The following is a 16269-nucleotide window of genomic DNA, read 5'->3' as shown; positions in this document are numbered from 1 at the left end:
CGGGTCTATCGCCATTTGGCGGTAGATCCTTCGCGCGCCTGAGGGTCCAGGGCAGGCGCCGTTCGTCATTACGAATCTGTTACAGACGGCATCGGCCGGCGCCAATCATAGTGGTGTCCAATAAGGCGTCCAGAGCCCGACTGTGTTGTACTGCAGGAGGTTTCGCGCCCAGGTGCCGATACGTTACCCGGGAATTTTTCCTTTCTGCACCCTGATCCGCGGCATCGCGAAGCCCACAACGAGCGGCTGAGTAGCTGCTCAGAGGCCTTTTCGCAGGTCGCGGTTGTCGCCGGCGGAACTAACTGGACTGCGCTCAGTCGCCCGCGAGGGGCGCATCGACGACCGGCGTGATCTGGTCGGCCAGCGCCCGCAAGGCGTCCAGGTCGGAGACGTCGAAGGGTAGCGACGGTACGCCGATGATCGGCACATTCGGGTTGGCCCCGGTGAATCGCGATAGCAGCCGGACCTCGCGCTTGGCGGTCTGGGCGCGGTCGGCGTGAATCTGCAGCACCGCTGCGGCGAGCGAGGCGGCGTCGGAATCCGGTCCAGCATCTAAAGTTTCGCTTCCGTCAATTGCCCGCTCGACGGGCAGCGCGCACAACATGGGGTGCGTGCGGTTCAGGATGAGCCCCGCCAGCGGCATGCTCTCCTGCGACAGCCGGTCGACGAAGAAGGAGGCCTCGCGCAGGGCGTCGGGTTCGGCCGCCGACACCACCACGAATTGAGTGCCGCGCCGCTTCAGCAGCGAATAGGTGCGATCGGCCTTCTCGCGCCAGCCGCCGAAGGTTGCTTCCAATGACTGCACGAAAGATCCGATGTCGCTGAGCAATTGGGAACCCATGATGGTTGACAGTGCCTTCATCGCCAAACCCATTGCGCCGGTGACTAACCGACCGATGCCACGGCCTGGTGCCAGCAGGAGCCGCCACAGCCGGCTGTCCATGAAGCTGCCCAACCGTTTTGGCGCATCCAGGAAGTCCAGCGCATTGCGCGACGGAGGGGTGTCCACCACGATGAGGTCCCAGCGGTCCTGGCTCAGCAATTGGCCGAGTTTCTCCATCGCCATGTACTCCTGAGTGCCGGCTAGCGACGTGGCGACGGTTTGGTAGAATTGGTTGTTCAGCAGCGCTTCGGCCCGATCCGCGCCGGAGTACTGCATCACCATCTCGTCGAAGGTGCGGCGCATGTCGAGCATCATGGCGTGCAACTCGCCGGGCACCTCGGGCGCCAGCGGGACCCGCTGTGGGGTGTTGCCGAGGTCGTTGACTCCCAGCGCCTGAGCCAATCGCTTGGCCGGGTCGATCGTCAAAACGCAGACCGTGCGGCCATATTCGGCTGCGCGCAGCGCCATCGCGGCCGCGGTGGTGGTCTTACCGACGCCGCCGGCACCGCAACACACCACAACCCGGTTGGCTGTATCGGCCAAGATTGTGGCCATGTCAAGGGTTTTGGGCTTTGTGCTCATCGAACTCCTTGCTGCGCAAGCGATTCCGAAAGTTCGTAGAGGCTGCCCAGATCGACGCCGTCGGAGATGGCGGGCAGCTCAAGTCGCGGCACCCGCAGCGCGTCGAGTTGTTGGGCGGTCTCGGCGCGGGCGGCGATTCGCGTCGCGTGCTGGATGGTCTCGGTGAGCAACCCGGCGAAATCGGTGTCGTCGAGCTCGATGCCGGCCATCTTCAACCCGGCCCGCACCGAGTCTGCGTCGACATCGCCCTCGGCGGCCTTCGCCAGGTCGCCGGGCTCCAGGTACGACGGGATGTTGCGATTGACGATCACGCTGCCGATCGGCAGCTCCAGCTCGGAGAGTTCCTCGATGGCTTCCATGGTTTCCTGCACCGGCAGCGTCTCCAACAACGTCACCAGGTGGATGGCGGTCTGGTCGGAGTGCAGCAACTTCACCACGCCGTCGGCCTGCGAGTGCACCGGCCCACCCTTGGCCAAGTCGGACACCGCCTTCGTGGTGTCCAGGAAGCGCGAGATGCGGCCCGTCGGTGGGGAGTCGACGACCACCGCGTCGTAGACCGGAAGCCTGTTCTTGTCGACCCGCACCACCGCTTCTTTGATCTTGCCGGTGAGCAACACGTCGCGCAGGCCGGGGGCTATCGTCGTGGCGAACTCGACCGCGCCGATGCGGCGCATCGCGCGCCCGGCGATACCGAGGTTGTAGAACATGTCGAGGTATTCCAGAAACGCGGCCTCGATGTCGATAGCCAGCGCATTGACCTGGCCGCCTCGCTCGGCCGTCGCGATCTTGACCTCTTCGTAAGGCAGCGGCGGAACGTCGAACAGTTGCGCAATCCCCTGGCGGCCCTCGACTTCCACGAGAAGGACCTTGCGTCCGCCGGCGGCCAGGGTCAGCGCCAGCGCGGCCGCGATCGTCGACTTACCGGTGCCGCCTTTGCCACTGACGAAATGCAGTCGGGCCTTCGACAGGCGTGCGGGCCAGCCGACCAGGCTGCCGCCGCTCGATGTGTTTGCCACCTCCGCATGCTAGCCCGAGGCCTTCGGGTGGCCACCGGGCCCGATAAGCTCGCGGTATGAGCCAACCGACCGCGTGGGAGTACGCCACGGTCCCCCTGCTGACGCATGCCACCAAGCAGATCCTCGACCAGTGGGGCGAGGACGGCTGGGAACTGGTCGCGGTGCTGCCCGGGCCCACCGGCGAACAACACGTGGCCTACCTCAAGCGCCCCAAGTAAGAGGACGGACTCATGACCGCGTCAGAGCGGCTTGCCCAGCTCGGTGTCCAACTTCCCGACGTGGTTCCGCCACTCGCCTCGTATCTGCCGGCACAGCGCACCGGCAACCTGGTCTACACGGCGGGGCAGCTGCCGATGCAGAGCGGCAAGCTGGCGGGCACCGGCAAGGTCGGCGCCGAGGTCAGCCCCGAGGATGGCAAGGCGCTGGCGCGCCTGTGCGCGCTGAACGCGTTGGCGGCAGTGCATTCGCTGGTCGGCATCGACTCGGTGACGCAGGTGGTCAAGGTCGTCGGATTCGTCGCCTCGGCACCCGGATTCACCGGGCAGCCGGGCGTCATCAACGGTGCCTCTGACCTGCTCGCCGAGGTGTTCGGCGATGCCGGTAGCCACGCCCGCTCGGCCGTCGGGGTTGCCGAACTGCCACTGGACGCTCCGGTGGAGGTCGAGCTGATCGTGGAGATCGGCTGACGTCCGTGACCGAAGCCGCCGAGTCGCCGAGCCATCCCGCATACGGCAGGTTGCGGGCGGTAACCGACACGGCCTCGGTCCTGCTGGCTGACAATCCGGGGTTGCTGACCCTGGAGGGCACCAACACCTGGGTGCTGCGCGGCCCGCGCAGCGACGAGCTGGTGATCGTCGATCCGGGGCCGGAGGACGACGAACACATCGCCCGGGTTGCCGCGCTCGGCCGCATCGTGTTGGTGCTGATCAGCCACCGGCACAGCGACCACACCGATGGCATCGACAAGCTGGTCGAGCTCACCGGGGCGACCGTGCGCTCGGCCGGCAGTGGTTTTCTGCGCGGCCTCGGCGGCCACCTGGTCGACGGCGAGGTGATCGACGCCGCCGGGTTGAAGATCAAGGTGATGGCGACGCCCGGCCACACCGCGGATTCGCTGTCGTTTCTGCTCGACGACGCTGTGCTGACCGCGGACACGGTGCTGGGGCGCGGCACTGCCGTCCTCGACAAGGAGGACGGCAGCCTGCCGGCCTACCTGGAATCCCTGCGGCGGCTGCGCGGCCTGGGCCGCCGGGCCGTGTTGCCGGGACACGGACCGGACCTCGCCGATCTGCAGAGCGTCGCGCAAGGTTATCTCGTGCACCGGCACGAGCGGCTGGAGCAGGTGCGTGGCGCGCTGCGGGAGTTGGGCGAGGAGGTCAGCGCCCGCCAGATCGTCGAACACGTCTACGTCGACGTCGACGAGAAGCTCTGGGATGCGGCCGAATGGTCGGTCCAAGTGCAATTGGACTTCCTGCGCGGCTGATTGGCCTCGCAGCGAAGGGCTACCGCGCCCGGCGAGCCAGCCGCTCGGAGTCCGAGATCAGGACGCTCTTGCCCTCCAGACGGATCCAGCCGCGATGGGCGAAATCGGCCAGCGCCTTGTTCACCGTTTCCCGTGAGGCGCCCACCAGCTGGGCGATTTCCTCCTGGGTCAGGTCATGGGTGACGCGCATGGCGCCCCCCTCCTGGGTGCCGAAGCGCTGGGCGAGCTGTAGCAGCTGCTTGGCCACCCGGCCGGGCACGTCGGTGAAGATGAGGTCCGCCAAGTTGTTGTTGGTCCGCCGCAGCCGCCGGGCGAGCACTCGGAGCAACTGCTCGGCGATCTCGGGACGATCTGCGATCCACGCCCGCAGCGCGTCGCGGTCCATCGACACCGCCCGCACCTCGGTGATGGTGGTGGCACTGGATGTCCGCGGGCCCGGATCGAAGATCGACAGCTCACCGAACATGTCCGACGGGCCCATGATCGTCAGCAGGTTCTCCCGGCCATCGGGTGAGCGCCGACCGATTTTCACCTTGCCCGAAACAATGATGTACAGCCGGTCGCCCGGCTCCCCTTCCGCGAAAACGGTGTGCCCCCGGGGGAAATCGACGGGTTGTAGCTGCTTGGTCAGTGCTGCGACTGCGCCGGGTTCAACCCCCTGGAAGATTCCGGCCCTGGCCAGGATCTCGTCCACGTTGCCCCTTCAGCTTTCCAATGATGTGATATGGCGGGCCAACCCCTGAGCCGTTGTTGAGTATAGAGGCAAGCCAATCTTGTCCAACGTGCCAACGCTACACACGATTGACGTGTCTAGTCGCCCCATATTGCCGTTTGGCGGACGAATGCGCGTGTATTCGCGCCGGCATTAATCTGCCCGTGTAGGGGTCGGTCAAGTCGATGGCAAACATCGACTCGGCGTGATGGCGCCCCGTCAGCGCCCTGGACACCGCGGCGGCGGCGAGCTGCTGCGCCTCGCGTTGATGCAGGTATTCCAGCGCTTCCGTGATGCCCTCTCGGGCCAGTGTGCGCACATCGACAGCCTGCGCGTGCTCGAGAAACTCGTCGACATCCGCAGCCGTGACCGACTCACGGGCGAGCTCGGTTTCGAGCCTGCCCAGGCCGAGCGCCGCCAGCATGAGCAGCCCTGGGATGCAGGCCACCAGCAACCATGACACAAGGAGAGTAAACATGGTCTTCGATCAACACCGGGTCTCAGCCAGATCACGAAATCAGTACTCTGTCGTAGGTGACAGCGGCAAAGGCGTCTGGACGCTCGAAAACAACGTCGACCACGCCCGATCCCGCGATTGCCCGGCGTTTCTCCAAAGAAACTCGCGTCGGTTTGGTGCGCCGGGCGCGCCGGATGAATCGCGTACTCGCGCAGGCTTTTCCGGACGCCCACTGCGAGCTGGATTTCACCACCCCGCTGGAGCTGACGGTCGCCACCATTTTGTCGGCGCAGAGCACCGACAAGCGGGTGAACCTGACGACGCCGGCGCTGTTCGCGCGATATCGGTCGGCGGTGGATTACGCGCAGGCGGATCGGTCCGAACTGGAAGAACTCATCCGTCCCACCGGCTTCTTTCGTAACAAGGCGGCCTCGCTCATCGGGCTGGGACAAGCCCTGGTCGAACGGTTCGACGGCGAGGTGCCCGCGGGCATGACCGATCTCGTGACGCTGCCCGGGGTGGGCCGCAAGACCGCGAACGTCATCTTGGGCAACGCCTTCGGTGTCCCCGGAATCACCGTCGACACCCACTTTGGGCGACTGGTTCGCAGGTGGGGATGGACGACCGAAGAGGACCCGGTCAAGGTGGAACACGCGGTTGGCGAGCTGATCGAGCGCAAGGAATGGACCCTGCTCAGCCACCGGGTCATCTTCCACGGACGCCGGGTGTGTCACTCCCGCAAGCCCGCGTGCGGGGTCTGCCTGCTGGCCAAGGACTGCCCGTCGTACGGCCTGGGACCCACCGATCCGCTGCTGGCCGCGCCGCTGGTGCAGGGACCCGAAGCCGAGCACCTACTCGCTTTGGTCGGGCTGTAACGCTGGGCCGCCGAGGGTGACTTCCAGAACCCGGTGGACTGTCGCGATCCTGGCGGTGGTGGCAGCGCTGATCGCGGCGCTGGCGATCCAATTGCGCGACAGCGGTCAGCCGGCCGACGGCTCGCGGCCAACGGCCGACCGGGAACACCGCGACGCCGACACCCCCGCCGCGCTTGCCGGAGCGCGGGCCCGCGCGAACCTGGCGCCGTGCCCGGCCGCCCGGACCGATGCCGGGCCCGCGGCGCTGCGCGGGGTCAGTGCCGAATGCGCCGCCGACGGATCGACCGTCGACGTGGCGCGCGCGCTGGCCGGGCGGCGCGTGGTGCTGAATCTGTGGGCCTATTGGTGCGCGCCGTGCGCAGCCGAACTGCCCGCGATGGCGGAGTATCAGCGGCGGGTCGGTTCCGACGTCGTGGTGGTGACGGTGCACCAAGACGAGAACGAGACGGCAGCGTTGCTGCGGCTGGCCGAGCTGGGAGTTCGGCTGCCCACCCTGCAGGACGGTCGGCGCTCGATCGCGGCCGCATTGCGGGTCGTAAATGTGGTGCCCGCGACGGTGGTGCTGCGGTCGGACGGTAGCGTTGCGCAGACGCTGCTGCGGGATTTCGCGACTGCCGACGAGATCGCGGCGGCGGTCGGACATGACTTTTGAGCGAGCTCGGCGGCCCGGGACAGGCTGGTCAGGTGAAGCCGACAAGGAGGCGCCGGTGAGTGCTGGGGGTACGTCCCCGCACGCGGGAGGGACCCCCACCCGCGCGCGGGTTCCTCTGACAGACGACTGCCCGTCCTGGCTGCGCCCGCTGGTGGACAACGTCGGACAGATCCCCGAAGCGCTGCGCCGCCGGCTGCCGCCGGACGTGTGGGAGATGGTGACCGCGGCCAGGACCACGGCCTCCTCGCCTGCCGGCAACCAGCGTGAGGCCGCTGTGCTGGTGTTGTTTTCGGGCCCGGAGTCCGGACCGGCCGGCGGCGGCGTTCCCGACGAGGCCGACCTGCTGCTCACCGTGCGTGCGTCGTCGCTACGGCACCACGCGGGCCAGGCGGCGTTCCCCGGCGGGGCAGCCGACCCGGGCGACGACGGGCCCGTCGCCACCGCGCTGCGGGAAGCCAACGAAGAGACCGGAATCGACGTCGACCGGCTGCATCCCCTGGTCACCATGGAGCGAACCTTCATCGCGCCGTCGCAGTTCGAGGTCGTCCCGGTGCTGGCGTATTCGCCCGATCCCGGGCCGGTGTCCGTCGTCAACGAGGCCGAGACGGCGATCGTCTCGCGGGTTCCCGTGCGCGCCTTCGTCAATCCGGACAATCGGCTGATGGTGTATCGCGGCGATCTCGGCCATCGCTGGGCCGGCCCGGCGTTCCTGCTGAATCAGATGCTGGTGTGGGGATTCACTGGCCAGGTGATCTCGGCCGTTCTCGACGTCGCGGGCTGGGCGCAGCCCTGGGACACCGACGACCTGCGTGAGCTGGACGAGGCCATGCAGCTGGTCGGCGATCACGGCGGCGCGCGATGAATTCGATGACGCCGTCGCAGTGGCTGGACGTGGCGGTGCTGGCCGTCGCCTTCATCGCGGCCATCTCCGGTTGGCGCTCGGGCGCAATGGGTTCGCTGTTCTCGTTTGTCGGGGTGCTGCTCGGCGCGATCGCGGGCGTGCTGCTGGCGCCGCACATCGTGAGCCACATCGCCGCCCCGCGCGCCAAGCTGTTCACCGCGCTGTTTTTGATCCTGGCGCTCGTCGTCGTCGGCGAGGTCGCCGGCGTGGTGCTGGGACGGGCCGTGCGCGGCGCGATCCACAGCCGCGTCATCCGCACGGTCGACTCGGTGATCGGCGTGGGCGTTCAGCTGGTCGTGGTGCTGACCGCGGCGTGGCTGCTCGCCACACCGCTGACCCAGTCCAAGGATCAGCCCGAACTTGCTGCGGCAGTGCGGGGTTCGCGGGTGCTGGCCCGGGTCAACGAGGTGGCCCCGCCGTGGCTCAAGACGGTGCCCAAGCGACTCTCGGCGCTGCTGAACACCTCCGGACTGCCCGCGGTGCTGGAACCCTTCAGCCGCACCCCGGTGATCCCGGTCGCCTCACCGGATCCGGCCCTGGCCAACAATCCCGTCGTCACCTCCGTCGCCCCCAGCGTCGTCAAGGTGCGCAGCGTCGCTCCCAGCTGCCAGAAAGTGTTGGAGGGCAGCGGGTTTGTGATCGCGCCCGATCGGGTGATGACCAACGCGCATGTGGTGGCCGGGTCCAGCAGCGTGCAGATCTACGCCAGCGGCAGCCCGCTGGACGCGACGGTGGTGTCCTACGACCCGTCTGTCGACATCGCGATCCTGTCCGTGCCGAACCTGCCGCCGCAGCCGCTGGCCTTCGCCGAGAACGAGGCGAAGACCGGTGCCAACGTCGTGGTGCTTGGCTACCCGGGCGGCGGCAATTTCACCGCGACCCCGGCCCGCATCCGCGAGGCCATCAAGCTCAGCGGTCCCGATATCTACCGGGATCCGACACCGGTCACCCGCGACGTGTACACCATCAGAGCCAATGTGGAGCAGGGCAATTCGGGTGGTCCGCTGATCGACATGAGCGGTCATGTGCTTGGCGTGGTCTTCGGCGCTGCCGTGGACGACCCCGACACCGGTTTCGTGTTGACCGCCGACGAGGTGGCCGGTCAGCTCTCCAGAATCGGTGACACGCAACAGGTGGCGACGGGCGTCTGCGTCAGCTGACCCGCGGCCCGTGCACCTGTTCGAGGAACCGCATCAGGTGCTTGTTCACCTCGTCGGGCGCCTCTTCATGGCTGAAATGTCCTGCACCGGCGATGGATAGGTACCGCCCCTGGGGCGCGTAGCGCTGGCTGTGGTCGACCGGGTCGGCCAGCACATAGGGATCCGCGTCGCCGCGCAGGTGCAGCAGTGGCATACCGAGCTGCTGTGCCATCGATTTGATGTACCGATGGCCTTCGGCCCGCAGTTGGCTGCGCACTGCCCAGCGCTGATACTCCAGCGCACTGTGCGCGGCGCCGGGGATCTGAATTGCGGTCCGCAGGTAGCCGACGGTCTGCGAAAAGTCTTCGGAAGCAACCCATTTAGCACAGCTTCGGCTGCTGACCAGGCGCTCGATCTCGGCCGCGTTGTCGCGGGTCAGCACGCGTTCGGGCCACAGTGGCAGCTGATAGCGCAGCAGGGTCGACAACAGCGCGTAACCCTGGTCGCGGCGGGTCAGCGCGGAGCGGCGCAGCGCGGCCGGGTGCGGTGAGCTGACCAGCGCGATGCCGCGCACCAGCCGAGAGTGCAGCAGCGCCGCGGTCCAGCAAGCCAAGCCGCCGTCGGCGTGACCGACTAGGGTCGCGGACGAATGACCAAGTGCGCGAATGAGTCCGGCGGCATCACCGGCCATAGTCCAAGCGTCGTAACCGCGGGGCGGCTTGTCACTACCGCCGTAGCCACGCAGGTCGACCGCGACCACACGCGCACCGGTCAGACCGCGCAGCTGATGACGCCAGGACCACCAGAAGGACCCGAACCCGTGCAGCAGGATGACCAGGGGCCGCGACGTGGCCGGGGTGGTGGCGTCGTGGTCAGCCGGCAGCGCCTCGACGACATGGAAGCGGATACCGTTGGCGTGCACGTCCAGATGCCGCCACGGCCCGTCGATGCGGATCGCCGACGGATCGGGCGCCGACATCTACCACCCCGAGGGGTCTGCGGCGGGAGCGTCGGGGCCGCTGTCGGGCTTCTCGTGCCTGCCGTGCGGCGCGGGGAGCTTGGCAGGCGCGGCCTTGTCGTGGCCCGGGGTGAGCGCGGTGCGGGTCTCCTTGACCGACTCGATGGTGTCGCGTGGTCCCCGGATCCGGCGGACCTTCAGATAGCCCAGCAGCCCCAGCACCGCCCCCACGACGACCATGATCGCGAACACGATCAGGAAGGCCACCCAGCGCCACAGCCAGTTGTCCAGTAGCTCGGCGAGGAAGAAGAAGAAAAAGAAGGTGGAGTAGAACAGCACCACCAGAGCCGCGATGAAGAACACGCTGCCGGTGAGCCCCTTCTTGATGTCGCGGACGATCTCGGCGCGGGCCAGCTCGACCTCGGCGCGCACCAGGGTGGACGCCTGGGTGGTCGCGTCCTTGATCAGATCACCGATCGACGGCTCGGCGGCCCCGGCGTGCGGGTCGGTCAACGGAATCGTGGTCAGCGTGCTGGGCACACCGTTGGTGCGGTCGGGCTTGCTCACAGACGGTCCTCTCGGTTCGCTGTCGTCGCGGTTCATGTTGCCATGCGCCGCGGTGCCAGACGAGGCCAGCCGTTTCACCGGCGACCCCGTTTGCACAGCACGGGACCGGCTCCGATGATCATCTAGACTGGCGCAGCTGCCTCGACATTCGGCCAGCGGACAGGAGTTTCGCTTTGCGGAAGGCGCATCGCTGGTTCGTGGCCGTGCTGTTGGTCCTGCACGGCATCCCGGGCAGGGCCGTTGCCGACGACCGGATCCCGATGGGCGGCGGGGCCGGCATCGTCATCAACGGGGACACGATGTGCACGCTGACGACCATCGGCGGCGATGCCGCGGGCGAGCTGATCGGATTCACCTCCGCGCACTGCGGCGGGCCGGGCGCGCAGGTCGCCGCCGAGGCCGCCGAAGGTCGAGGTGTCCTGGGCGTCATGGTCGCCGGCAACGACGCACTCGACTACGCGGTGATCAAATTCGATCCCGCCAAGGTGGCGCCGGTGGCCAACTACAACGGCTTCGTGATCAACGGCGTCGGTCCCGAACCGGTGTTCGGCCAGATCGCCTGCAAGCAGGGCCGCACCACGGGCAACTCGTGCGGGGTCACCTGGGGGCCCGGCCAGGACCCGGGAACCATCGTCATGCAGGTGTGTGGCCGTCCCGGCGACTCCGGGGGACCGGTGACGGTCGACAATCTGCTGGTCGGGATGATCCACGGCGCGTTCAGCGACAACCTGCCGACCTGCATCATCAAGTACATTCCGCTGCACACTCCGGCGGTGGTGATGTCGTTCAACGCGGTCCTGGCCGACATCAACGCCAAGCACCGGCCCGGTGCGGGATTCGTCCCGATACCGGTCTGAGCTATCTCGCGGTCCGAATCGCGTCGAACACCCCGGGATCCAGCAGCGTCGAGGTGTCACCCAAGTCCCGCTTTTCGGCGATGTCGCGCAGCAGCCGGCGCATGATCTTGCCGCTGCGCGTCTTGGGTAGCTCCGGAACCACGTGGATCTCACGCGGCTTGGCGATGGGGGAAATCTCGCGCGCCACCTCGGCGCGCAGCTCGTCGACGACCCCGTCGTGCACCTCGTAGTCGGCGCATAGGACGACGAACGCGCAGACGGCTTGGCCCGTGGTCTCGTCGCTCTTCGCAACCACCGCGGCCTCGGCCACCCCGTAATGGCCGACCAGCGCCGACTCCAGCTCGGCGCTGGAGAGCCGGTGACCGGACACGTTCATCACGTCGTCGATGCGGCCCACCACCCAGATGGCGCCGTCGCGGTCGTAGTAGGCACTGTCGCCGGCGAAATACCAGCCCTGCTCGGCGAACCGGGACCAGTAGGTCTCGACGTATCGCTCCGGATCACCCCAGATGCCGCGCAGCATCGACGGCCAGGGTCGGTCCAGAACCAGATAGCCGCTGACGTGCTCACCCTTGTGGATGCCCGGCACCAGTTCGTCGCCGTGGTCATCGACGATCTTGGCCGAGATGCCAGGCAGTGGTCGCATCGCCGAACCCGGTTTGGCGGCGGCAACCCCGGGCAGCGGCGAGATCATCGCCGATCCGGTCTCGGTCTGCCACCAGGTGTCGATGATCGGGAGTCGGTCGGCGCCGATCACGTTGCGGTACCAGCGCCACGCCTCCGGATTGATCGGCTCACCGACCGAGCCCAGCAGCCGCAGGCTGGACAGATCGTGGGCGTCGGGGATCTCCCGGCCCCACTTCATGAACGTCCGGATCAGGGTGGGCGCGGTGTAATAGATTGTCACGCCATGCTTTTCGATGATCTCGAAATGCCGGTGCTGGGTGGGCGAGTCGGGCGTGCCCTCGTAGAGGACCTCGGTGATCCCGTTGGACAGCGGGCCGTAGACGCCGTAGGTATGGCCGGTGACCCAGCCGATGTCGGCGGTGCACCAGAACACGTCGCTGTCCGGCTTGTAGTCGAAGACGGTGTGCGCGGTGTAGGAGCATTGGGTCAGGTAACCGCCACTGGTGTGCACGATGCCCTTGGGCTTGCCGGTGGTGCCCGAGGTGTACAGCAGGAACAACGGCTGCTCCGCGTCGAAGGGCTGCGGGGTGTGCTCGGGCGAGGCGGGATCCACGGCCTCATGCCACCAGACGTCCCGGTCGTCGTCCCACGACACATCAATTCCGGTGCGGCGTACCACCAGAACCTTCTCGACCGGGCTGGGGCCGTCGGGTCCCGGCGCCACTGCCTCGTCGGCCCCGTCCTTCAGGGGCGCGGGCTTACCGCGCCGGAACTGGCCGTCGGCGGTGATCAGCACCTTGGCCTGGGCGTCGGCGATGCGGGCGCGCAGCGCCTTGGCGGTGAAGCCGGCGAAGACGACGCTATGCATGACGCCCAGCCGCGCGCAGGCCAGCATCGCGATCACGGCTTCCGGGATCAGCGGCAGATAGATGGCGGCGCGGTCGCCGGCCACCAGACCGAGCTCGGTCAGCGCGTTGGCCGCCTTGGACACCTCGACCTGCAGATCGGAGTAGGTCAGGTCGCGGCTGTCGCCGGGTTCGCCCTCCCAGTGAATGGCGACTCGGTCCCCGAGGCCGGCCTCGACGTGGCGATCGACGCAGTTGTAGGCGACGTTGAGCTTGCCGTCCGCGAACCACTTCGCGAAGGGCGCCTCCGACCAGTCCAGCACCTCGGTGAACGGCGTCGCCCAGGACAGGCGATTGGCCTGCTTGGCCCAGAAGGCCAGCCAATCCCGCTCGGCTTCGCTGTAGACGTCCTCGCGGGCGTTGGCGTGCTCGGCGAAGTCCGCGGGAGGCGGATACGAGGCTGGATGGGACGACGGGCCTTCGGTGTGGGTGGCGGTCACTGGCTTCTCTCCTAGGTCGAGGCTCTGCCGCTTGACGGGTGTTCTCGCTCGTCAACCGTCTGTGAGCCTAGCCCTGACCGCTTCGCCCATGCGTCGCAATCCGGCTCCAAATTATGCGGCCGTGGCGCATACTGCCGATGTGCCGGTACGTCAGGGGCCGGGGCCCCGCCGACTGCTCCTCAGCTTTGCCGCTGTCGCAACGAGTTACGCCGCCGTCGGCTCGATGTTCGGACCGCATGCCCGGGCCATGCCGATTGAGACGGGCGACCAGGCCACGCCGTGCCGGGGCGAGCAGGTCGCCGTCAGCGCATCGCCGACGCAGGCGGCGGTGGGGCACCGGGCAGTGACGCTCACGTTCAGCCTCGCCGGCGGCGCGGACCCGTGCACGCTCGCCGGTTATCCCGTCGTTCAATCCGGGGCAGGCGGGCCGGATATTCAGGCCAAGCCCTCGCTGCGCGGCTACCTGGGGGGATTGCCGAATGGCGTCGAATCCCCGCCGGTGGTCACCCTGTCGATTTCGTCGCAGGGGCAGGCCGTCGTGGAGGGCATGGCGACCGACGCCGGCGGTAACCCGTGCCCCACCTACACCGAGCTGCGCGTCAATCCGCCCGACACCAACGTGGTGTTGACCGTGCCCGCCGACATCGACGCCTGCACACTGCAGGTGCACCCCATCACCGTCGTGCAATAGCTAGGGGCTGACCTTCGCCAAGCAGTAAACGACCGGGGGAGTGGGATAGCTGCCCCCGCTGGTCTCCGCCGGGCACCGCGTCTTGTCCGTGCTCCCGTCGATGCGCTGGACGACTTTGATCAGCCCGGGCGCGACGTCATTGCAGTCGGCCAGGCGCACTCGCGGACTTTGGATGTCGCCCTCCAACCTGTAGCACTGGCCCTGTTTGAGGTTGAGCGAAAAACACAGGATGGTGGAGCCGTCGGAATAGTGGTCATAGGTGGAGTGCTCGCGCTTGCCGTCCGGGCACGTCGCCGAAGCACCGCCTTTGTACGCGAGTTCATCGACGTTTGCCGGGTTGCCGCAGTCGTTTGCCGGCCGTGAGCTGAACAACTGTGCGGCATAGTCCTTTTGGGTGATGCACTCGCCCACCTGTATCGAGGTGTCCGTCGCGCCGCGGAGCGACTTGCCGGCCATGTCCCCGGCTACTCGGACGACGTTGCCGACGATTCCGAACGTCAGCAACACCGCCCCGATGATGATGAGCGCGGTGCCCGAATTGCCAGTAGGGCGCGGCGGTGGCGGATAGGGCGGATACCCGGGGTACGGCCGAGGCGGGTACCCGGGCCCCGGGTATCCGGCGCCCGGGTACCCCCACGGCGGCGGTCCCGGCGGTGGGTAGGCCAGCCGCGGTTGGCGACGGTTGCGTGCGCGACCCCACACACCGATGATCAGGCAGACCAACCCGATCAGTGGAACGCCGAAGTCGAAGGCCAACTCGCCGGCCACGTAACCGGCATCGCCCGCAGCGAGAACCGTAACCCCCATGGCGAAATCCTAGGTCGCAGCCGCCTGCCGGCGCACTTCACCCGCGCCGCGCAGCGGCCCTGCGCGGTCGGTGCGCGCGCAGGCCCTAAGGTCGCTGTCATGCGTTGGATGCGGGCCGCGCGCGCATCGCTGGCCGCCGTCGTGCTCGCGGTGCCGGCGCTGGCCGGGTGTGGCGGCGGGATGCTCAGCCCCGACGTGGTGGTGGTCAACGGCGGCGAGCCGCCCAACCCGTTGATTCCCACCGGCACCAACGACAGCCTGGGCGGCCGGATCCTCGACCGGTTGTTCGCCGGCCTGGTGTCCTACGACGCCGCCGGCAAGCCGGCACCGGAGGTCGCGCAGTCGGTGCAGACCACCGACAACGTCAACTACCGGATCGTCCTCAAACCGGGCTGGACGTTCACCGACGGTTCGGCGGTCACGGCTCACTCGTTCGTCGACGCGTGGAACTACGGAGCGCTGAGCACCAATGCCCAACTGCAGCAAGACTTCTTCAGCCCGATTGACGGCTTCGACGACGTCGCCGGACCCGCCCCGACGCGGACCACCATGTCCGGGCTACGTGTCGTCAACGACCTCGAGTTCACCGTGCGCCTGCGAGCACCCACCGTCGACTTCGCTCTGCGCCTGGGCCACACCGCATTCTATCCCATGCCGGCCAACGCATTTCGCGATATGGCGGCGTTCGGTCGCAACCCGGTCGGCAACGGTCCCTATCAGCTGGCCGACGGTCCCGACGCGCCGGCCTGGGAACATAATGTCAAGATCGACCTGAAACCCAACCCCGGCTATCACGGCAACCGCAAACCGCACAACAAGGGCTTACGGTTCGAGTTCTACGCCAACCTGGACACTGCCTACGCCGATCTGCTGTCCGGCAATCTCGATGTGCTGGACACCATTCCGTCGAGCGCACTGACGATCTACAAGCGTGACCTCGGCGACAACGCGGCCAGCGGGCCGGTCGCGGTCAGCCAGTCGCTCGACACGCCGCTGCGGCTGCCGCATTTCGGGGGCGAGGAGGGCCGGCTCCGCCGGTTGGCGTTGTCCGCCGCCATCAACCGTCCGCAGATCTGCAAGCAGATATTCAACGAAACCCGGAGTCCAGCAATAGATTTCACGGCATCGTCGCTGCCCGGCTTCGATCCGCACATTCCGGGCAATGAGGCATTAAATTTCAATCCCGATCGGGCCAGGCAATTGTGGGCGCAGGCCAACGTGATCGCGCCGTGGCGCGGGCGCTACGCAATCGCCTACAACGCCGACAGCGGTCACCAGGAGTGGGTGGACGCCGTGGCCAACAGCATCAAGAACGTGCTGGGCATCGATGCGGTGGGCGCGCCGCAACCGACCTTCGCCGGCTTTCGGACACAGATCACCAGCCGCACCATCGACACCGCCTTCCGCGCCGGCTGGATTGGCGACTACCCGTCGATGATCGAATTCCTCGCGCCGCTATATGCCACCGGGGCCGGCTCCAACGACGTCGGCTACTCCAACCCGGAGTTCGACGCGGCGTTGGCGACGGCCGAGGCTGCGCCCGACCTGCACGAGGCAGATCTGTTGGTCAACGTCGCCCAGCGAATCCTGTTGCACGACATGCCGGCCGTGCCGCTGTGGTACTACATCAGTGTGGTCGGATGGTCCACGCACGTGAGCAACGTGCACGTCACCTGGAACGGCATGCCCGACTACGAGAACATCGCCAAGGCCTGAA

18 protein-coding genes are annotated in these 16269 nt (G+C 67.5%); 10 read left to right on the top strand and 8 right to left on the bottom strand.

All coding sequences use genetic code 11. The annotated features are described in order from the left end of the window. Positions 1-313 precede the first annotated feature (313 nt). A complete protein-coding gene (locus tag MSG_RS23160) occupies positions 314-1465 on the bottom strand; it encodes an ArsA family ATPase (RefSeq protein WP_096443364.1) in 1152 nt (383 codons plus the stop codon). Beyond that, the gene (locus MSG_RS23155; protein WP_096443362.1) at positions 1462-2481 is read right to left on the bottom strand and encodes an ArsA family ATPase; all 1020 of its coding nucleotides are present in this window, start codon (positions 2479-2481) and stop codon (positions 1462-1464) included. Before MSG_RS23155 ends, MSG_RS23160 begins: the two co-directional genes overlap by 4 nt. Before the next feature lie 56 nt (positions 2482-2537). On the opposite strand from MSG_RS23155, the gene MSG_RS23150 reads away from it, so the two are divergent. The 3 genes from MSG_RS23150 to MSG_RS23140 are packed head-to-tail and all read left to right on the top strand — an operon-like array spanning position 2538 to position 3964. Then, positions 2538-2699, top strand: coding sequence for a DUF4177 domain-containing protein (locus MSG_RS23150; protein WP_096443360.1), 162 nt, complete (start codon positions 2538-2540; stop codon positions 2697-2699). A 12-nt stretch (positions 2700-2711) separates the two neighbouring features. Beyond that, positions 2712-3167 carry a RidA family protein gene (locus MSG_RS23145; protein ID WP_096443358.1) on the top strand — a complete coding sequence of 152 codons (456 nt, stop codon included), beginning with the start codon at positions 2712-2714 and terminating at the stop codon, positions 3165-3167. A gap of 5 nt (positions 3168-3172) precedes the next feature. Next, positions 3173-3964 (top strand): MBL fold metallo-hydrolase, encoded by a 792-nt coding sequence (locus MSG_RS23140; protein ID WP_096443356.1) that lies wholly within the window; start codon positions 3173-3175, stop codon positions 3962-3964. Between the two features lie 19 nt (positions 3965-3983). On the opposite strand, the gene crp is transcribed toward MSG_RS23140, so the two are convergent. Then, positions 3984-4658, bottom strand: coding sequence for a cAMP-activated global transcriptional regulator CRP (crp, locus tag MSG_RS23135; protein ID WP_044508824.1), 675 nt, complete (start codon positions 4656-4658; stop codon positions 3984-3986). 97 nt (positions 4659-4755) lie between these two features. Continuing rightward, positions 4756-5154 (bottom strand): hypothetical protein, encoded by a 399-nt coding sequence (locus MSG_RS23130; RefSeq protein WP_096443354.1) that lies wholly within the window; start codon positions 5152-5154, stop codon positions 4756-4758. Positions 5155-5327: 173 nt separating this feature from the next. Between MSG_RS23130 and nth the strand changes: the two genes are divergently transcribed. The 4 genes from nth to marP are packed head-to-tail and all read left to right on the top strand — an operon-like array spanning position 5328 to position 8721. Continuing rightward, positions 5328-6008: an endonuclease III gene (gene nth, locus MSG_RS23125; protein ID WP_096443352.1), complete on the top strand. Its 681-nt coding sequence runs from the start codon at positions 5328-5330 to the stop codon at positions 6006-6008. Between the two features lie 16 nt (positions 6009-6024). Further along, positions 6025-6660, top strand: a complete 636-nt coding sequence (locus tag MSG_RS23120; protein ID WP_096443350.1) for a TlpA family protein disulfide reductase — start codon at positions 6025-6027, stop codon at positions 6658-6660. A gap of 55 nt (positions 6661-6715) precedes the next feature. After that, positions 6716-7522: an NUDIX hydrolase gene (locus tag MSG_RS23115; RefSeq protein WP_096443348.1), complete on the top strand. Its 807-nt coding sequence runs from the start codon at positions 6716-6718 to the stop codon at positions 7520-7522. 5 nt (positions 7523-7527) lie between these two features. Continuing rightward, positions 7528-8721, top strand: coding sequence for an acid resistance serine protease MarP (gene marP, locus MSG_RS23110; protein WP_096444752.1), 1194 nt, complete (start codon positions 7528-7530; stop codon positions 8719-8721). Here the strand turns inward: marP and MSG_RS23105 are convergent. After that, positions 8714-9679 (bottom strand): alpha/beta fold hydrolase, encoded by a 966-nt coding sequence (locus tag MSG_RS23105; RefSeq protein ID WP_096443346.1) that lies wholly within the window; start codon positions 9677-9679, stop codon positions 8714-8716. The two genes, marP and MSG_RS23105, sit on opposite strands and share 8 nt — an antisense overlap. Further along, on the bottom strand, positions 9680-10225 hold the full coding sequence (locus tag MSG_RS23100) for a phage holin family protein (RefSeq protein ID WP_096444751.1): 546 nt from the start codon (positions 10223-10225) through the stop codon (positions 9680-9682). Between the two features lie 173 nt (positions 10226-10398). On the opposite strand from MSG_RS23100, the gene MSG_RS23095 reads away from it, so the two are divergent. After that, a complete protein-coding gene (locus MSG_RS23095) occupies positions 10399-11082 on the top strand; it encodes a S1 family peptidase (RefSeq protein WP_181159181.1) in 684 nt (227 codons plus the stop codon). 1 nt (position 11083) lies between these two features. Here the strand turns inward: MSG_RS23095 and acs are convergent, their stop codons facing one another. Further along, positions 11084-13054, bottom strand: coding sequence for an acetate--CoA ligase (gene acs / locus MSG_RS23090; RefSeq protein WP_096443344.1), 1971 nt, complete (start codon positions 13052-13054; stop codon positions 11084-11086). A 247-nt stretch (positions 13055-13301) separates the two neighbouring features. On the opposite strand from acs, the gene MSG_RS23085 reads away from it, so the two are divergent. Beyond that, positions 13302-13745, top strand: a complete 444-nt coding sequence (locus tag MSG_RS23085) for a DUF4232 domain-containing protein (protein ID WP_096444749.1) — start codon at positions 13302-13304, stop codon at positions 13743-13745. Here MSG_RS23085 and MSG_RS25250 read toward each other — a convergent pair whose 3' ends face one another. Further along, positions 13746-14552, bottom strand: a complete 807-nt coding sequence (locus tag MSG_RS25250; protein ID WP_162899269.1) for an LppU/SCO3897 family protein — start codon at positions 14550-14552, stop codon at positions 13746-13748. Between the two features lie 99 nt (positions 14553-14651). On the opposite strand from MSG_RS25250, the gene MSG_RS23075 reads away from it, so the two are divergent. After that, entirely contained in the window at positions 14652-16268 is a 1617-nt protein-coding gene (locus MSG_RS23075) for a peptide ABC transporter substrate-binding protein (protein ID WP_096443340.1), read from the top strand. Position 16269: the final 1 nt, after the last annotated feature.

It is taken from the genome of Mycobacterium shigaense (genome assembly GCF_002356315.1).
Classification (GTDB): Bacteria; Actinomycetota; Actinomycetes; order Mycobacteriales; family Mycobacteriaceae; genus Mycobacterium; species Mycobacterium shigaense.
Note: the sequence above shows the minus strand (reverse complement) of the source record. Positions and strands in the feature narration are given on the sequence as shown.

Coding starts and splice junctions, on each gene's coding strand:
- MSG_RS23075 (WP_096443340.1), top strand. CDS start 14,652: ATGCGTTGGATGCGGGCCGCGCGCGCATCGCTGGCCGCCGTCGTGCTC.
- MSG_RS23145 (WP_096443358.1), top strand. CDS start 2,712: ATGACCGCGTCAGAGCGGCTTGCCCAGCTCGGTGTCCAACTTCCCGAC.
- MSG_RS23085 (WP_096444749.1), top strand. CDS start 13,302: ATGCCGATTGAGACGGGCGACCAGGCCACGCCGTGCCGGGGCGAGCAG.
- MSG_RS23105 (WP_096443346.1), bottom strand. CDS start 9,679: ATGTCGGCGCCCGATCCGTCGGCGATCCGCATCGACGGGCCGTGGCGG.
- MSG_RS23130 (WP_096443354.1), bottom strand. CDS start 5,154: ATGTTTACTCTCCTTGTGTCATGGTTGCTGGTGGCCTGCATCCCAGGG.
- MSG_RS23160 (WP_096443364.1), bottom strand. CDS start 1,465: ATGAGCACAAAGCCCAAAACCCTTGACATGGCCACAATCTTGGCCGAT.
- MSG_RS25250 (WP_162899269.1), bottom strand. CDS start 14,552: ATGGGGGTTACGGTTCTCGCTGCGGGCGATGCCGGTTACGTGGCCGGC.
- MSG_RS23150 (WP_096443360.1), top strand. CDS start 2,538: ATGAGCCAACCGACCGCGTGGGAGTACGCCACGGTCCCCCTGCTGACG.
- marP (WP_096444752.1), top strand. CDS start 7,528: ATGACGCCGTCGCAGTGGCTGGACGTGGCGGTGCTGGCCGTCGCCTTC.
- nth (WP_096443352.1), top strand. CDS start 5,328: ATGAATCGCGTACTCGCGCAGGCTTTTCCGGACGCCCACTGCGAGCTG.